15 protein-coding genes are annotated in these 15,733 nt (G+C 63.5%); 3 read left to right on the top strand and 12 right to left on the bottom strand.

Annotated elements, in window-relative coordinates; all coding sequences use genetic code 11:
• Window positions 1-7: 7 nt before the first annotated feature.
• The 11 genes from B5T_RS03820 to B5T_RS03770 all read right to left on the bottom strand — a co-directional run bounded on the left by B5T_RS03820 (window position 8) and on the right by B5T_RS03770 (window position 11,929).
• Window positions 8-1,186, bottom strand: a complete 1,179-nt coding sequence (locus B5T_RS03820; protein WP_041716814.1) for an ATP phosphoribosyltransferase regulatory subunit — start codon at window positions 1,184-1,186, stop codon at window positions 8-10.
• A gap of 16 nt (window positions 1,187-1,202) precedes the next feature.
• On the bottom strand, window positions 1,203-1,400 hold the full coding sequence (locus tag B5T_RS03815; protein WP_014993143.1) for a DUF2065 domain-containing protein: 198 nt from the start codon (window positions 1,398-1,400) through the stop codon (window positions 1,203-1,205).
• Between the two features lie 75 nt (window positions 1,401-1,475).
• Entirely contained in the window at window positions 1,476-2,537 is a 1,062-nt protein-coding gene (gene hflC, locus B5T_RS03810) for a protease modulator HflC (RefSeq protein WP_014993142.1), read from the bottom strand.
• A complete protein-coding gene (gene hflK, locus B5T_RS03805; protein ID WP_014993141.1) occupies window positions 2,537-3,721 on the bottom strand; it encodes an FtsH protease activity modulator HflK in 1,185 nt (394 codons plus the stop codon). The genes hflC and hflK overlap by 1 nt, the downstream gene beginning before the upstream one ends.
• An 11-nt stretch (window positions 3,722-3,732) precedes the next feature.
• Complete coding sequence (gene hflX, locus B5T_RS03800) at window positions 3,733-5,100, bottom strand: ribosome rescue GTPase HflX (RefSeq protein ID WP_014993140.1); 1,368 nt, start codon at window positions 5,098-5,100, stop codon at window positions 3,733-3,735.
• A 156-nt stretch (window positions 5,101-5,256) separates the two neighbouring features.
• Window positions 5,257-5,556 (bottom strand): RNA chaperone Hfq, encoded by a 300-nt coding sequence (gene hfq, locus B5T_RS03795; protein WP_014993139.1) that lies wholly within the window; start codon window positions 5,554-5,556, stop codon window positions 5,257-5,259.
• A 201-nt stretch (window positions 5,557-5,757) separates the two neighbouring features.
• Window positions 5,758-6,762 carry a tRNA (adenosine(37)-N6)-dimethylallyltransferase MiaA gene (miaA, locus tag B5T_RS03790; RefSeq protein WP_041716811.1) on the bottom strand — a complete coding sequence of 335 codons (1,005 nt, stop codon included), beginning with the start codon at window positions 6,760-6,762 and terminating at the stop codon, window positions 5,758-5,760.
• On the bottom strand, window positions 6,762-8,609 hold the full coding sequence (gene mutL / locus B5T_RS03785) for a DNA mismatch repair endonuclease MutL (protein ID WP_014993137.1): 1,848 nt from the start codon (window positions 8,607-8,609) through the stop codon (window positions 6,762-6,764). Before mutL ends, miaA begins: the two co-directional genes overlap by 1 nt.
• Before the next feature lie 48 nt (window positions 8,610-8,657).
• Window positions 8,658-9,974: an N-acetylmuramoyl-L-alanine amidase gene (locus B5T_RS03780; RefSeq protein ID WP_041717291.1), complete on the bottom strand. Its 1,317-nt coding sequence runs from the start codon at window positions 9,972-9,974 to the stop codon at window positions 8,658-8,660.
• Between the two features lie 43 nt (window positions 9,975-10,017).
• The gene (gene tsaE / locus B5T_RS03775; RefSeq protein WP_014993135.1) at window positions 10,018-10,449 is read right to left on the bottom strand and encodes a tRNA (adenosine(37)-N6)-threonylcarbamoyltransferase complex ATPase subunit type 1 TsaE; all 432 of its coding nucleotides are present in this window, start codon (window positions 10,447-10,449) and stop codon (window positions 10,018-10,020) included.
• Window positions 10,439-11,929: a bifunctional ADP-dependent NAD(P)H-hydrate dehydratase/NAD(P)H-hydrate epimerase gene (locus B5T_RS03770; RefSeq protein WP_014993134.1), complete on the bottom strand. Its 1,491-nt coding sequence runs from the start codon at window positions 11,927-11,929 to the stop codon at window positions 10,439-10,441. The genes tsaE and B5T_RS03770 overlap by 11 nt, the downstream gene beginning before the upstream one ends.
• A 64-nt stretch (window positions 11,930-11,993) precedes the next feature.
• Between B5T_RS03770 and queG the strand changes: the two genes are divergently transcribed.
• Window positions 11,994-13,040 (top strand): tRNA epoxyqueuosine(34) reductase QueG, encoded by a 1,047-nt coding sequence (gene queG / locus B5T_RS03765; protein ID WP_014993133.1) that lies wholly within the window; start codon window positions 11,994-11,996, stop codon window positions 13,038-13,040.
• 52 nt (window positions 13,041-13,092) lie between these two features.
• Here the strand turns inward: queG and orn are convergent, their stop codons facing one another.
• Window positions 13,093-13,635 (bottom strand): oligoribonuclease, encoded by a 543-nt coding sequence (gene orn, locus B5T_RS03760; RefSeq protein ID WP_014993132.1) that lies wholly within the window; start codon window positions 13,633-13,635, stop codon window positions 13,093-13,095.
• Window positions 13,636-13,736: 101 nt separating this feature from the next.
• On the opposite strand from orn, the gene rsgA reads away from it, so the two are divergent.
• Window positions 13,737-14,765, top strand: coding sequence for a small ribosomal subunit biogenesis GTPase RsgA (rsgA, locus tag B5T_RS03755; RefSeq protein ID WP_014993131.1), 1,029 nt, complete (start codon window positions 13,737-13,739; stop codon window positions 14,763-14,765).
• A gap of 148 nt (window positions 14,766-14,913) precedes the next feature.
• On the top strand, window positions 14,914-15,732 hold the full coding sequence (locus B5T_RS03750; RefSeq protein ID WP_014993130.1) for a sulfurtransferase: 819 nt from the start codon (window positions 14,914-14,916) through the stop codon (window positions 15,730-15,732).
• Window position 15,733: the final 1 nt, after the last annotated feature.

The raw sequence follows: 15,733 nt of genomic DNA, 5'->3' as shown, positions 1-15,733 counted from the left end.
TCGCTGTTCAGGAGGAAATGGGTTGAATGGTCCAGCCATTGTCGGCGGCCACCAGTTGCCGGTCACACCCCAGTTCGTCGGGGTCGTTATCGGCGCCGGGCAGAGCCAGCACCACACGTTCGCCGTCCGCGCGCAATGCCGCCACTTCAGCGGCGAAGGTAGCGTCGGACAGCTCGCCCCGGGCGAGTACACCACCCTCCCGAGGCATGGCGGCCAAAGCCGCCAATTTCTTCAGGTCGGCACTGAAGCCGGTGGCCGGACGGGCCCGGCCAAACACTTCACCGATATGATCATAGCGGCCGCCCTTGGCCAGCGGTTCGCTGTCACCGGGCAAATAAGCGGCGAGCACCACACCGGTATGGTAGTGATAGCCGCGCAATTCCCCGAGATCCAGGTGTAACCGGGCCGGACAGCCAGCCAGCGCGTCAGCCAGCGCCTCAAGGGCAGCCAGGGCCGCCAACGCCTCCGGAAAACCCGCCAGCAACGCCCGGGCCTGCTCGAACACCGCGCTGTCGCCGTCCAGGAAAGGCAGTTCCGCCAACGCCCGGCTGGCCGCCGCCGGCAGCGTCCGCTCGGCCAGAAACGCATTCAGTTCCGTACGCGCCTTACGCAGGTAGATGTCTTCCAGACGAGCCTGGTCGGCGGCGGTCAGATCACAGGCCGCCACCAGGGAGCGGAAAATGCCGACGTGGCCCAGGTCCAGCACCACCTGATCCTGGATTCCGGCCAGAGCCATGGTTTCCAGCATCAGCAGAATGACTTCCAGATCGCTTTCGGCGCCATCATGGCCGAACAACTCCACGCCCAGTTGGTATGGCACGCGGCTGCCGCCGGCCTGGGCCGGGCGGGCACGCAACGCGGTGGAGCAGTAACACAGCCGCGTCGGTGCGCGGTGACGCAGACTATGGGCGTCCATGCGCGCCACCTGGGGCGTCATATCCGCGCGCACGCCCATCAGACGGCCGCTGAGTTGATCGGTAATTTTGAAGGTTTCCCGCTCCAGGTCACGGCCGGCGCCGTTGAGCAGGGATTCCAGGAATTCGATGAGCGGCGGAAATACCAGCTCGTAACCCCAGGACTGGTACAGGTCCAGCGCCCGGCGCCGCAGGTGCTCGATGGCCCTGGCGCGTTCGGGAAGGACCTCTTCCACGCCATCGGGGAGCAACCACTGTTCTTCCTGATTCATTGTCATGCTCTCAAAGTCACATGCCCGGCCGCAGGAGCAGCAGGATACCCGCGCCCACTGCCATGGCCAGCAGGCCACAGACGCGCAGTATCCGGCCATCCAGACGGGCCAGTTCGAGGGCGGCGCGGCGCATGCGCTCCGGAGCCAGTGCCAGGGGCAACCCCTCGATCACCAGCACCAGACACAACGCCTTGATCAGCAGAATCCAGTCCATCCGGAGCCTGTTCACAAAAAAACCGGGTGCCAGGCACCCGGTTACGGCATTCTACCATGGACCAAGGGCCGACGACTAACGGCCGCCCTCGGAGTCCTTCAGATACCTGAAGAAGTCGCTATCCGGTTCCAGCAGCAGAATGTCATTGGGTGATTTGAAGCTTTCCCGATAAGCCTGCAGGCTGCGGTAGAAGCGGAAGAACTCTTCATCGCGGGAGTAGGCCCGGGCGTAAATTCCGGTGGCCAGGGCATCCCCTTCACCCCGGACTTTCTGTGCCTCTTCGTAGGCCCGCGCCACGGTTTCGGTTTCCTCGCGATCGGCCGCGGCACGGATCCGCTCCGCTTCCTCGCGCCCCTCGGAGCGATGCTCGGAGGCATCCCGGGCCCGCTCGGCACGCATCCGGTCGAACACCCGGCCACGCACTTCATCGGGCCAATCCACCTGCTTCACGCGAACATCCACCACTTCGATCCCCAAGTCCTGGAGAGTGGCGGCGTTCACTTCCTCGGCCACCGAGTTCATCAGCTTCTCACGCTGGTCGTTCTTGTCTTCCAGCAACGCCTGGGTGGCCCCTTTCTCCTGCACTTTCTTGCGGAATTCCTCGTCTTCTTCGGACGCCAGCTGCTCCTCGCTTTTGTCGAGGGCCTCACCGGTGCTCACCGCGGACGGATCCAGCGCCTCATCAGGCAGCTCACCACCTCGACCCGCCACCACTTCCTGCACCGTGCGGGCGGCGAACTGGTTCCGCAGCGCCTCGTTGACACGCGGATCGAGCAGTTCCCGGGCGCGGCGCTCCATCACCATGCTGTTGTTGGAGCCCGCGCCGACACTGACGATATAGCGCTGGACATCGGCAATACGCCAGGTCACGAAGGCATCCACGTTGAGCAGCTTCTTCTCGCCGGTGAGAAACGCCTGAGTGGGCACGTCATGGGTCAGCAGACGGCCATCCACGCGAACCACTTCGTCGATCAGCGGTACCTTCGGATACAGCCCGGGTTTGATGTCAGTACTTTCGATCCGGCTGAAGCGCTTGAGCACCGCCTTCTCGGTTTCATTGACGATATAGAATGAATCGAATGCCAGCAGCAATAGTACGCCCGCCGCCACCAGCATCAGCCAACCTCGTGTACCCATCAGCGAATCTCCGTGCGGTTGGTGTTATACAGGCTGCGTGGCGTCTGGCCCCCGCTGCTTCCGCCGTCATCGGCGCCCGCATTGGTGGTGCGCGATGTGCTGCTGGAAGACCCGCCGGAGCCACTCTCGACCCCTTTCGCGGTTTCCCTTGGCTTCATCAGCTGATCCAGAGGCAGATACATCAGGTTATTGCCATTTTTCACATCAACCAGAACCTTGCTGGATGCACCCAGGACTTCCGTGATGGTGTCCAGGTATAAACGGTGCCGGGTGATGGACGGCGCCTTCTCATATTCAGTGACCAGATCCTCGAAGCGCGCGGCGTTACCCTGGGCTTCCGCCACCACCTTGGCTTTGTAGGCCTTGGCTTCCTCGGTGATCCGCGCGGCCTTACCACGCGCCTGTGGAATGATCGCGTTGTAGTACGCCTCCGCTTCCTTCTTGAAGCGGTCCTCATCCTCACGGGCCTTGGCCACGTCGTCAAAGGCGTCACGCACGGCATCCGGTGCCGCGGTACGGTCCAGCACCACCTGGTTGATCACCAGGCCGGTGTTATAGCGGTCCAGGTATTCCTGCAGCCGCTTGCGCACCTCCAGGCGAATATCCTCACGCTGGTCACGCAGTACGTCATCCATGGTGGAACTGCCCACCACATGGCGCAGCGCGGAGCTGGTGGCGTGTTCAAGAATGGCTTCCGGAGCGGCCACCCGCAGCAGAAACGCCTGGGGATCCAGCACCTTGTACTGCACTCCCAGTGTCACGGAGACGATATTGGTATCGCGGGTGAGCATTTCTTCGCTCAGCTCGTAGCTGCGGTTCTGGCCCACATCCACTTTCATCGCCTGTTCGATCACCGGCGCTCGCCAGTTCAGGCCCGGCTCCACCATGCGGTTGAACTTGCCGAAGCGCAGCACCACGCCCTGCTCCCGCTGGTCCACCTGGTAAAAGCCCATCATCACATAGCCGACCACCAGCACCAGAGCGACGATGATCAGCAGTCCTTTCGGTACGCCGGCGCCTCGCTTGCCGCCACCGCCGCCGCCACCTTTACCCCCGAACAGATCGTTGATGCGATCCTTCAGGTTCTTCAGCGCTTCATCAAGATCGGGTGGACGTTGATCTCCGCCACCGCCCCCACCCCAGGGATCCCTGGGTTTATTGCCGCCAGGTTCATTCCAGGCCATTGATTTCTCCGTTATCCCGCTTTGTGCGAGCGTTCTGGATTGTAGGAATGGGCCGAGCCCTCTGCAACCTGAGGCGCCGGCACCAATACATCCTTTTCGCTGAGACCCGCTTCTCGCAGCAGGCGTTCAAAGTGCACCCGGTTCAGATGCACCCTCAGCAACATGGCGCCGTCGGTGCCGGCTTCCTCCGCCAGCACCTCGCCCGCCTCATGTAAACGCGCTCTCAAGCGCCCGGCCTCCGGCGGCAAACGCAGCCACCGGTCCACCCAGTGTTCGGCCAGCCGTTCGGCAATCGCCTGGTACAACAGATCAAACCCTTGCTGCTCCCGGGCTGACAGCCACACTCTCCACGGCCGCCCCTGTTCGTCCCGGTCCAGCCGGGGCGTATCACCGAAACGATCCACCTTGTTGTAAACATGCAACACCGGCACCTGATCGGCGCCGATCTCTTCCAGCACTTCATTCACCGACGCCACGTTATCGTCGCGCTCTTCGGCACTGCAATCCGTGATATGGAGCAGTAACGAAGCATTGACGGTTTCCTCCAGGGTGGCCCGGAAGGCCTCCACCAGACGGTGAGGCAAATGGCGGATGAAACCCACGGTATCCGCCAGAATCGCCGGCCCCACTCCTGGCACCCGCACCTTGCGCAGAGTCGGGTCCAGGGTGGCGAACAACTGGTCCGCAACATAAACCTCGCCGGTGGTCAGCGCATTGAACAGGGTGGACTTGCCGGCGTTGGTGTAGCCCACCAGGGAGATCAACGGCGTCTCCGAACGGTCACGGGCCCGGCGTCCCTGCTCTCGCTGCTTGCGTACCTTTTCCAGCCGGGCCTCGATGGCACGGATACGATCCCGGATCAGGCGACGGTCCGTTTCCAGCTGCGTTTCCCCGGGACCACGCAGGCCGATACCGCCTTTCTGCCGCTCCAGGTGAGTCCAGCCGCGCACCAGCCTTGAAGCCAGGTGCCGCAATTGAGCCAGTTCCACCTGCAAACGCCCTTCGTGGGTACGGGCACGCTGGGCGAAGATGTCCAGGATCAAGCCGGTACGGTCAAGTACCCGGCATTTCGCCGCCCGCTCCAGATTGCGCTCCTGGGCCGGGCTGAGCGCGTGGTTGAACAGCACCACATCGGCCTCTTCCTGGCGTACCAACTCGGCCAGTTCCTCGCTCTTGCCACTGCCGATGAACAGTGCCGGATCAGGACGGTCGCGCTTGCCCAGCAATTCCGCCACGGGCACCACGCCACTGGACACCACCAAGTGGTGGAATTCCTCCAGATCCTCCCGCCCGAAGGCGTCGGGCAGGTCCATGTGCACCAGAATGGCCCGTTCGCCAGCCCCGGTGCGTACCTGTTCAGTACGTTCGAATAAATCCATGGACCTCAGTGTACCCACAGTCCGCGGGAACGCCACAAATACGACGGACCGAATGTGATTTCCTGCATCACGTCAGCAGCGCCGTGCAGGATGGTCAACAAAACAAAGCCACGCCGCAAGGGCGTGGCTTTGCATAAGCCGGAACAGGCGACGCGACTATTGATTACCGTATTCGTCACCCGCCCCAGCCTGGCCGCCGGCGGCGGCACCGGTGGTGCCTTGCATGGCCGGATTGCCACCGCCGGACGCACGCGGATTGCGGGCCGGTACCACGGTGGAAATGGCATGCTTATACACCATTTGGCTTACCGCGTTCTTCAGCAGTACCACGTACTGGTCGAAAGACTCGATTTGCCCCTGCAGTTTGATTCCGTTAACCAGAAAGATAGAAACCGGAATACGTTCCTTTCTCAGCGCATTGAGAAAAGGGTCTTGTAGCGAATGCCCTTTTGACATGGCAGTTCTCCTCAGCATCCAAATATAAAAAGTAGCGCCCAACGGTTCGGGCAATCAGCGCATTGAATCCGCGTCCCGCGGGTGTCCAATTCAATGTTATACCCCGGTCGTCCAAAACCGGCCATCCGAGACCGGCCATCCCTGACTCCGGGCCCTGAATCCGTTCATTGATTCATCCGGCAACATAACCTTGAAAAAGTTTCACCCCAGATCATTCTCACCGCTACTAAACACGGATTTACAAACCTGCGCAAGCCGCGCTGTGCACGCCTTGCGCTGGTTCTCCCCGGTACTGTCGTACCACTGCAATCCGGGCCATTTTCGCAACCAGGTGAGCTGCCGTTTTGCCAGTTGGCGTGTCGCAATGATACCTTTTTCGACCATGGTCGGGTAATCCCATTGGCCGTCCAAATAGGCCCATACCTGTCGGTAGCCCACGGCTTTGATCGCCGGCAGATTCTCGTGCAAATCGCCGCGATGAAACAGTCTTTCCACCTCTTCCAACAACCCCTCCCGCAACATGGCGTGGAAGCGCTGCTCGATACGCCGATGCAATTCCTGGCGCGGCGGCGCCACCGCCAGACTCAGCACCGGCGAGGACAGACCACTGAAACGATAAAAGCCCTGTTCCAGCGCTTCCGCGCGGGTCTCGTGCCGGGCATGGAATGCCGACAGCGGCTCGCCGGTGAGCCGGTACACCTCCAACGCCCGCTGCAACCGCTGCCGATCACCGGGTTTGAGGCGCCCGGCACTGACCGGGTCGACCCGGGCCAGCTCCGCGTGCACCGCGGGCCAACCTTCCCGCTCGGCCAGGGCGGCGATCTCCGCCCGCACCGCCGGGTCCGCCGGTGGCATCGGCGCCAGCCCATCCGCCAGGGCCTTGAAATACAGCATGGTGCCGCCGACCAGCAGCGGCACTTTGCCACGCCGCTGGATATCCTCGATCTCGGCCAGCGCGTCAGCACGGAAATCCGCCGCCGAATAGGGCTCCGACGGATCCCGGAACCCCAATAACCGATGGGGCGCCTTCGCCAACTCTTCCTTAGTGGGGCATGCGGCACCGATTTCCAACCCCCGATACACCAAAGCGGAGTCCACATTGATGATTTCCATCGGAAGCCGGCTTACGGCATCCATGGCGAGGGCGGTTTTACCGGCCCCGGTTGGCCCCATCAGGAAGACAACGGGCCGGCGTCCAGCGTCCATTACTGCCCCCGCATGAACAGGCGATCCAGGTCCTTGACACTCATCTGGGTCCAGGTTGGTCGGCCGTGGTTGCATTGCCCCGAACGCTCGGTGGCTTCCATGTCCCGCAGCAGGGCGTTCATTTCCGGGATGGTCAGCTTGCGATTGGCGCGCACGCTGCCGTGGCAGGCCATGGACGACAACAGCGCATCCAGATGCTGCTCGATGCGCTCACTGCTGCCATGGGCGAGCAAATCGGAAAGAACATCACGGACCAGCGTCTCGCTGTCGGCATTGCGCAGCAACACCGGCACTTCCCGCACCATCAGGGTTTCCGGCCCGGCCCGTTCGACGCCGAAACCGAGGCGTTGGAACACTTCCGGCTGCTGTTCGGCGAAGTCCGCCTCCCGTGATGACACCGCCATCGACACCGGCACCAGCAAGGGCTGCCCGCGCACTTTCTCCTCGGCCCAGTCCCGCTTGAGCCGCTCATAGGTGATGCGCTCATGGGCCGCGTGCATGTCCACCAGCACCATGCCGTGCTCATTCTCGGCGATGATGAAAATGCCATGGATCTGCGCCACCGCGTAGCCCAGTGGCGGCGTCTGCCCCGGTTCCGGCGCCGGCATCGGCGCGGCTTCCGGGCGGGGCGTCACCAGCGAACCGTAGGCACTGGCCTGGCGGTCGCCATCGGCAACCGATGGCGGCGGGCGATAAGCCGGCGCCGCGCCCCCACCCTGGTACCCATTCCCACTGACCCCCGCCCCGCTGTCACGGGCCTGAGTCAACGGCATGGCGCCCTGCGTCGGCACCGACCACGAGGGCATCGTCTGCGGCAACTCCGGCACGTCCAGCCGGTCCGCCGGGCGCACCTCGGCGATCGCCCGGTGCAGGGTCCGATAGAGGAAGTCATGGACCATGCGCTGCTCGCGGAAACGCACTTCGTGCTTGGTGGGATGCACGTTCACATCCACCAGGGCCGGATCCAGTTCCAGGAACAGCACGAACGCCGGGTGGCGGCCATGGTAGAGCACATCGGAATAGGCCTGCCGCACCGCGTGGCTGACCACCTTGTCGCGGATCACCCGGCCATTCACATAGAAGTACTGCAAATCCGACTGGGAACGGGAGAAGGTCGGCAACCCGAGCCAGCCATGCAAGCGCAGACCGGCGTGGGACACGTCCACCGGCATCGACTGTTCCATGAAAGCACTGCCGCACAATCGCGCCACCCGGGCGGCCCGCAGCGCCTCGTTGTCGCCACTGGGCAGCTGATGCACCACTTTCTGGTTGTGGCTGAGCCGGAATCCAGTCTGGAACTCACTCAGGGCGATGCGCCGGAACACTTCCTCCAGATGGTTGAACTCGGTTTTCTCGGTGCGCAGGAAGCGGCGCCGGGCCGGGGTGTTGAAGAACAGATCGCGCATGGTCACGGTGGTACCACGCGGATGCCCCGCCGGCGTCACCGAAGGGGCCATGTCGCGGCCTTCCACCACCACTTCCCAACCTTCCGCCTGCTCACCGATGTTGCTGGTCAGGCTCAGCCGCGACACCGAACTGATCGCCGCCAGCGCCTCACCGCGAAACCCCAGGGTGCCGATGGCTTCCAGGTCCTCGGCCACATGGATCTTGCTGGTGGCATGCCGGGACAGCGCCAACGGCAGTTCGTCCCGCTCGATGCCGCCGCCGTCGTCGCGCACCCGGATCAGCTTGGTGCCGCCCTGCTCCACGTCCACGGTGATCTGCCGGGCACCGGCATCCAGGGCGTTTTCCAACAGTTCCTTGAGTACCGATGCCGGCCGCTCCACCACCTCGCCCGCGGCGATCTGGTTGGCGAGGCGGGAATCCAGCAGTTGAATCTTGGACAAAATGGTCTCCCGGGGTCGCGACCCCTGCTTTATTTCCGCTTTCCGGGATCAGGAGCCCGGAATGGTCAGCAACTGCCCCACCACGATACGGTCGCCGTTGAGATTGTTGGCGGTACGCAAGGCGTCCTCGGACACCTGATGGGCACGAGCAATGGCGGACAGGGTATCACCGGGCTGGATACGGTACTGATCCCCCTGTTGCCGGCGCTGGGCGGCGAAGTAGCTGTTCGGGGCCGGGTGGGTCTGGAAATAGCGTTTGACGCCATTGGTCACCGCCCGGGCGATACGGGCTTGATGGGTGCTGGAGCGCAACAGGCCCTCTTCCTCGCGGTTGGAAATAAACCCGGTCTCCACCAGCACCGATACCATTTCCGGCTCCTTCAATACGGCAAAGCCGGCCTGTTCCACCGTGGTCCGGTCTCCATGCAGCTTGGTGACACCGTTGAATTCCTGCAGGATCTGCCGCCCCAAATAAAGGCTGTGCGCCATGGAACCGGACATGCGCATGTCCGCCAGTACGCTGAGCAGGTTGGAGTCGTCCTTTTCCTCCTCGTAGACCCCGGCGACGCGGTCGGACTCGTTGGCGATCTTGGCCAGATAACGGGCCCGGGCACTGGTGGCGCCGCTGTTGGACAGCGCGAATACACTGGCGCCCCGGGCGCGGGCATCGGTGAAGGCGTCGGCGTGGATCGAGATGAACACATCGGCGTGATTGTCCTCACGGGCGATGCGGCGGCGCTCCGCCAGCGGCACATAGTAGTCACCATCACGAACCAGCACCGCGCGCATGCCCGGCTCGTTGTTGATCATGTTGTAAATCTTCTTGGCGATCTGCAGCACCACCACTTTTTCCTTGGTGCCCCGAGGCCCTCTGGCGCCGGGGTCCTCGCCACCGTGCCCCGGATCGACGGCGACGATCATTTCGCGGGGCTTCTCCGCCGAGGCCTTGGGTTTGGGAATGGTCTTCGCCGGCGCGGGCTCCTTATCGAACAAATCCACCACCAGCCGCCAGCCGTGCGGCGCCACCGGCTTCAGCAGATTGGTACGCGGCCGCACCGCCGTCTTGAGGTCAAACACGATGCGGGTTTTGTCCGCATGTTGCCCCACCCGGATATCGGCGACCGGCCCGTCCCCCGCATCCAGCGTTTTCACGTCGAAGTTGAAGTCGGTGTCCATCAGATCCACCACCACCCGATCCGGGTTGGCGAGGATGTCCACCTTGTGCTCCACCGGATCCGGCAGGTCAAACACCACCCGGGTATGATCCGGAGCCCGGTGCATGCGCACGGAATCCACTTTCACCGCCGCCTGTGCCGCCATCGCCAGAAGGCCGCCCAGCATGCTGATGAGCAGACGCCATGCCATCATTCCCCGGACGGACTTACGCTGATTTACACCCATAGTTCGGCTATGCCCACTCCAAATTCGCATTACGCCCCGGCGGCTGCACGGTCAGTGTCACGGTGAGATCCGGCGCCGGAATCACCCCGGCGCCTTTTTGCGGCCATTCCAACACACACAGCCCTTGGCCGTCGAAATAATCCCGGATGCCGATCAATTCCAGCTCCTCGGGATCCGCCAGCCGGTACAAGTCAAAATGATAGATATGGACGCCATTGAGTTCATAGGGTTCCACCAGAGTATAAGTCGGGCTCTTCACCGCCCCCTGGTGACCCAGCCCCCGCAGCAGCCCGCGCATCAGGGTGGTCTTGCCCGCCCCCAGGTCCCCCAGCAGATAAACGCACTGGCCGGATTTGAGCACGGCGGCCAATTCCGCGCCCAGGGCCAGGGTGGCCGTCTCGTCCGCCAGATAGCGGGATCCGGTTGGTTTATTTTCCATTCAATTCCCATCGTAACGGCGGTAAAAGATCCGTGGCCAACAGCCCGCGCTCGCCGTGCTCGGCGGCGGCCCGGTCGGCGGCCCGGGCGTGCGCCATGGCGCCCAGGGCAGCGGCCTGGTACGGCGGAACCCCCTGGGCCAGCAACGCGGCGATGACGCCGGTGAGCACATCGCCCATGCCGCCACTGCCCATGCCAGGGTTGCCGTCGCTGATCAGAGCGCAACCGTCCCCGCCACGCACCAGAGTACCCAACCCCTTGAGCAGGGCGGCACCGCCGTAACGGCTGGCCAGGGCTTCCACGGCGGCAAAGCGATCCCGTTGCACAGTGGCGCTGTCGCTGCCCAACAGCCGTCCGGCCTCACCGGGATGGGGCGTCAATACCCAGTGATCATTGGCGTCCACGCCCCAATCGGCCAGCAAGTTCAAGGCATCAGCGTCCAGCACCAGCGGCAGGTCCGTCATCAGTGCCCGTTTCAGTAACGTTTGCCCCCACTCGCCAGTGCCCAGCCCCGGCCCCACCGCCACAACCGTGGCACGTTCCAGCAGCGGCTCCAGCTCGGCCACGTCCTCCACCGCCCGCACCATGATTTCCGGCTGCCGGGCCAGTACCGCGGTCAGATTTTCGGCGCGGGTGGCGAGACTGACCAAACCGGCGCCGCAACGGGCGGCGGCCTGGGCACTCATGGACGGCGCGCCGGCGAAACCATGATCGCCACCGATCACCAGGACGTGACCGTAATGGCCCTTGTGGCCGTCCCGGCGCCGACGCGGCAGCCAGCGGCGCAGATCCAAGGGCGTAGGCCGCCAAACCGGGTCGGGTATGGCCTGGTACACGGCCTCGTCCACGTTGAGGCCGGAGAACACCAGCTGGCCGCTGTGGCATGGCCCCACCCCGGTGAGCAGTCCGCGGTTCACGCCGATGAAGGTAATGGTGCAATCCGCGCCCAACACGGCACCGGCGCTGGCCCCGGAGTCCGCCGACAAGCCGGAGGGAACATCCAGAGCCAGTACCGGCTTGCCCAAGGCATCGAGCGCCTGCAGCAAAGCCCGCATGTCTTCGCGCAACACCCCGCTGATGCCGGTTCCCAGCAGGCCATCCACCAAGAGCGGCGCGGCATGCGGCAGGTTGTCCAGATTCAATGGCAGCATCGGCACCCCGGCATCACGGGCCGCCTCCGCCATGGCCAGAGCGTCGCCGCCAAGCTGATCCAGCGGACGCCACTGATAGACCACGGGCCGCAACCCGGCTTCCTGGGCCAGGCGCGCCACCACATAGCCGTCACCACCGTTGTTACCCGCACCGCACAGAATCGCCGGCTCACGCACCTCCGGCCAACGCTGCAGCATCAGGTCAAAGGCGGCCTGTCCCGCCCGGGCCATCAGAGTGGCACCGCTGACACCGCCCTCGATGGCAAGACGGTCCAGCTCCCGGGTCTGGGCAGCGCTGTAAAGTCGATTAGGTAACGGTGCCATGGTCATCGCTGCTATCCTGTCGCGAACATCGCCCATTATACGTTGACCACGTACAGTTCTCGATCACTCCATGGATTTCACTCATTTCAAAACACAACTGGCCGAACAGGCCAGGCTGCTGGGTTTCCAGCAGCTTGGCGTGGCCGATATCGACCTCGGAGAGGCCGAGACGAGGCTGAGACGCTGGTTGGACGCCGGATACCACGGTGAAATGAAGTGGATGGAAGCCCACGGGCACAAGCGCTCAAGGCCACAGGAGCTGGAACCCGGCACCCTGCGGGTGATCTCCCTGCGCATGAATTATCTGCCACCGGACACCCAGCCGGTGAAGCTGCTCAAGCAGGGCGAGAAGGCCTATGTGTCGCGCTACGCTCTGGGGCGCGACTACCACAAGCTGGTCCGCAAGCGGCTGGCGACACTGGCGCGCTGGATCCGCGAACAAGTCAGTGACAGCGAACTGGCCCGGGCGTTTGTCGACAGCGCGCCGGTGATGGAAAAGCCGCTGGCCGCCAAAGCCGGACTGGGCTGGCAGGGCAAGCATACGCTGCTGCTCAATCGCGAAGCCGGCAGTTGGTTTTTTCTCGGCGAGATCTACACCGATCTGCCACTGCCAGTGGATCAGCCGGTGGAAGACCGCTGCGGCAAATGCTCCGCCTGCATGACAGTCTGTCCCACCGACGCCATCGTCGCTCCCTACCAGTTGGATGCCCGTCGCTGTATCTCCTACCTGACCATCGAGCATCCCGGCTCCATACCCGAGGCCCTGCGCGCCGGCATCGGCAACCGCATCTTCGGCTGTGACGACTGCCAGCTCATGTGCCCCTGGAACCGGTTCGCGCAATTCACCGGCGAACACGACTTCCAGCCACGGCATCAGTTGGAAAACAGCGATCTGGTCACTCTGTTTCTGTGGGACGAAGCCACTTTTCTGCGTTGCACCGAGGGCTCCCCGATCCGCCGCGCCGGCTATCAGCGCTGGTTGCGTAATCTGGCGGTGGCATTGGGCAATGGCCCGGCCAGCACGGAGGCCATCGGTGCGCTGCGCTCGCGGCGGGACGATCCCAGCGAACTGGTACGTGAGCACGTGAACTGGGCCCTGCATCGCCTGCTGGCCTGAACAGACTCTCGATCCCGGTGGCGGCAAGGGTCCGAACACCGCCAAAGGGACGCTACTCGCGGATGAAATGTTCCCGGTAGTAGGCCAGTTCGGCGATCGATTCGCGGATGTCGTCCAGCGCCAGGTGCTTGTTCTCTTTTTTGACGCCGGACAGGATTTGCGGCTTCCAGCGCGCGGCCAGTTCCTTCAAGGTGGAGACATCCAGATTGCGGTAGTGGAAGAACGCTTCCAGGGTCGGCATGTAGCGGGCCAGGAATCGGCGGTCCTGGCAGATGCTGTTGCCACACATCGGTGACATCTTCTCGTCCACGTATTGCGCGAGAAACAGCAGGGTCTGCCGCTCCGCTTCCGCCTCGTCCACACGGCTGGCGCGTACCCGGTCGGTCAACCCGGAGTTGCCGTGGTGGCGGGTATTCCATTCGTCCATGGCCGCCAAACGCTGGTCGCTCTGATGCACCGCCAGCACCGGTCCCTCCGCCAGCACCTGCAGATTGGCGTCGGTGACGATGGTGGCGATTTCAATGATGCGATCCTGTTCGGGGCTCAAACCGGTCATTTCCAGGTCGATCCAGATCAGGTTGTCTTTCGATGGCATCTCACGGGCCCCGTGCGGTAATGAATTTGACGTCATGGTAGCAGAGCCGGAGCCCCAACCGTGCCATAATGGCGCCACCTTAACCGACCCCTCGCGAACGCATGGCGAAACGCAATCTCAACCGGCGACAACGCTGGCGCATCGAAAAGATCCAGGCCGAGCGCCGCGATCGCATGCAGCGCAAAGCGGAAAAAGATCAGCCCGTGGCCACCACCCTCGGCGAGGAACAGTGGGGTACGGTGACCGCCCATTTCGGTGGCCAGGTATTGGTGGAGGCCCGGGACGGTACCCGGACCCGCTGCCATTTCCGCGCCAATCTGGAACAACTGGTGGTCGGCGACCGGGTGCTCTGGCATCCGCCGCACAGCGAAGGCACCGGCGTGGTCACGGCCGTGGAGCCGCGCCACTCGGTTCTGAAACGTCCGGACAATTACGGCAACTTGAAGCCCGTGGCCGCCAATGTGGATCGTCTCCTGGTGGTGTTCGCTCCGCGCCCGGCGCCTTCCAGCGCCCTGCTCGACCGCTACCTGGTGGCGGCGGAACTGTCCGGCATCGAGCCGGTGCTGGTGCTGAACAAGACCGATTTGCTGGACGATGGCAATCGCGATCACGCCGAGCACATCTGCGCGCTTTATCGGCACCTTGGCTATCAGGTCATCACCCTGTCCGCCCATGGCGACGGTCACCAGTTGGCCTCCTTGCGCGCCGCCCTGGCGGACGCCACCAGCGTCTTCGTCGGCCAATCCGGGGTTGGCAAATCCTCTCTGGTGAACGCCATCCTGCCGGAAGCGGAACTGCCCGTGGGCGAAATTTCGGAGATGTCAGGGCTGGGCCAGCACACCACCACCACCGCGCGCTTGTTCCATTTTCCCGAAGGCGGCCACCTGATCGACTCCCCGGGAATTCGCGAATTCGGTCTCTGGCACATCGATGAGCAGGAGTTGCTGCACGGTTATCGGGAGTTGTCCGAACGGGCCGGCCATTGCCGCTTCCGTAACTGTACCCACCGGCATGAACCGGGCTGCGCTCTGCTGGAAGCCGCCCAGGACGATGCGTTTATACACGAGCGCCTGAACAACTACTTCCAGATCGCCGACACCCTGGACGATGAGGCCCGCGCACGGTACTGAGTGATTCGCGCCGCCGCCATCGGGACTGTCCCGCCTGGATCCCACCTGGATAAAGCCCGGCGGATATTGGACAATGATTCCATGCACGAGGCGGTGAAATTTTATTCACACCCTCCAAATTCCCGACCCACGACCGTTTGATTGACTTATGTCCCTGCCCCTGTTGCTGGAACCCGCCGAACTGGCCAATCATCTTGATGACGCCAACCTGCTGATCGTTGATCTGAGCAAGGAACAGGTTTACGCCCAGGCCCATGTGCCCGGCGCCGTTCACCTGGATTTCAAACGCCTGCAGACAGGCACTCAGCCGGCCCCCGGCCTGCTGCCCGATGACGATACCCTTTCCGACCTGTTCTCCGAGCTGGGGCTGACCCCGGACACCCAGGTGGTCGCCTATGACGATGAAGGCGGCGGCTGGGCCGGGCGGCTGTTGTGGACCCTGGATTACATCGGCCATGCCCACTACACCTACCTCAATGGCGGCATCCACGCCTGGCTGGCGGCGGACCTGCCCACCAGCAGCGAACCGCATACCCCCACGCCCGGCGATTATGAGGTCAGCCTGCACAAGGCCGGCGTCAACGTGGACCTGGAGACGGTGCTGGCCGAATACCAGAACCCGGATGTGGTGATCTGGGATGCCCGCTCCGAGGAGGAGTACGCCGGCATCCGTGCCTTCGCCCAGAAAGGCGGCCACATTCCCGGCGCGGTGCACTATGAGTGGACCGATGCCATGGACAAGAACGACCACCTGCGAGTGCGTGATCTGGATACCCTGCATCAGGAACTGGCCGAGCTGGGCATCACCGCCGACCGCAAAGTGATCACCCACTGCCAGACCCACCATCGCTCCAGCTTCACCTGGCTGGTGGGCAAACTGCTGGGTTTCCCTCATATCGCCGGTTATGCCGGTTCCTGGGCGGAATGGGGCAACCACCCCGATACCCCGTTCGAAAAATCCGAATAAC

The organism is Alloalcanivorax dieselolei B5, from assembly GCF_000300005.1.
Classification (GTDB): domain Bacteria; phylum Pseudomonadota; class Gammaproteobacteria; order Pseudomonadales; family Alcanivoracaceae; genus Alloalcanivorax; species Alloalcanivorax dieselolei.
Note: the sequence above shows the minus strand (reverse complement) of the source record. Positions and strands in the feature narration are given on the sequence as shown.

What these genes read in the sequence shown, in the direction of transcription:
- B5T_RS03750 (WP_014993130.1), top strand. Translation starts at nt 14,914, where the DNA reads ATGTCCCTGCCCCTGTTGCTGGAACCCGCCGAACTGGCCAATCATCTT.
- hfq (WP_014993139.1), bottom strand. Translation starts at nt 5,556, where the DNA reads ATGTCAAAAGGGCATTCGCTACAAGACCCTTTTCTCAATGCGCTGAGA.
- B5T_RS03820 (WP_041716814.1), bottom strand. Translation starts at nt 1,186, where the DNA reads ATGAATCAGGAAGAACAGTGGTTGCTCCCCGATGGCGTGGAAGAGGTC.
- rsgA (WP_014993131.1), top strand. Translation starts at nt 13,737, where the DNA reads ATGGCGAAACGCAATCTCAACCGGCGACAACGCTGGCGCATCGAAAAG.
- miaA (WP_041716811.1), bottom strand. Translation starts at nt 6,762, where the DNA reads ATGGACGCTGGACGCCGGCCCGTTGTCTTCCTGATGGGGCCAACCGGG.
- queG (WP_014993133.1), top strand. Translation starts at nt 11,994, where the DNA reads ATGGATTTCACTCATTTCAAAACACAACTGGCCGAACAGGCCAGGCTG.
- hflK (WP_014993141.1), bottom strand. Translation starts at nt 3,721, where the DNA reads ATGGCCTGGAATGAACCTGGCGGCAATAAACCCAGGGATCCCTGGGGT.
- hflX (WP_014993140.1), bottom strand. Translation starts at nt 5,100, where the DNA reads ATGGATTTATTCGAACGTACTGAACAGGTACGCACCGGGGCTGGCGAA.
- hflC (WP_014993142.1), bottom strand. Translation starts at nt 2,537, where the DNA reads ATGGGTACACGAGGTTGGCTGATGCTGGTGGCGGCGGGCGTACTATTG.
- B5T_RS03770 (WP_014993134.1), bottom strand. Translation starts at nt 11,929, where the DNA reads ATGACCATGGCACCGTTACCTAATCGACTTTACAGCGCTGCCCAGACC.
- B5T_RS03815 (WP_014993143.1), bottom strand. Translation starts at nt 1,400, where the DNA reads ATGGACTGGATTCTGCTGATCAAGGCGTTGTGTCTGGTGCTGGTGATC.
- orn (WP_014993132.1), bottom strand. Translation starts at nt 13,635, where the DNA reads ATGCCATCGAAAGACAACCTGATCTGGATCGACCTGGAAATGACCGGT.
- tsaE (WP_014993135.1), bottom strand. Translation starts at nt 10,449, where the DNA reads ATGGAAAATAAACCAACCGGATCCCGCTATCTGGCGGACGAGACGGCC.
- B5T_RS03780 (WP_041717291.1), bottom strand. Translation starts at nt 9,974, where the DNA reads ATGGCATGGCGTCTGCTCATCAGCATGCTGGGCGGCCTTCTGGCGATG.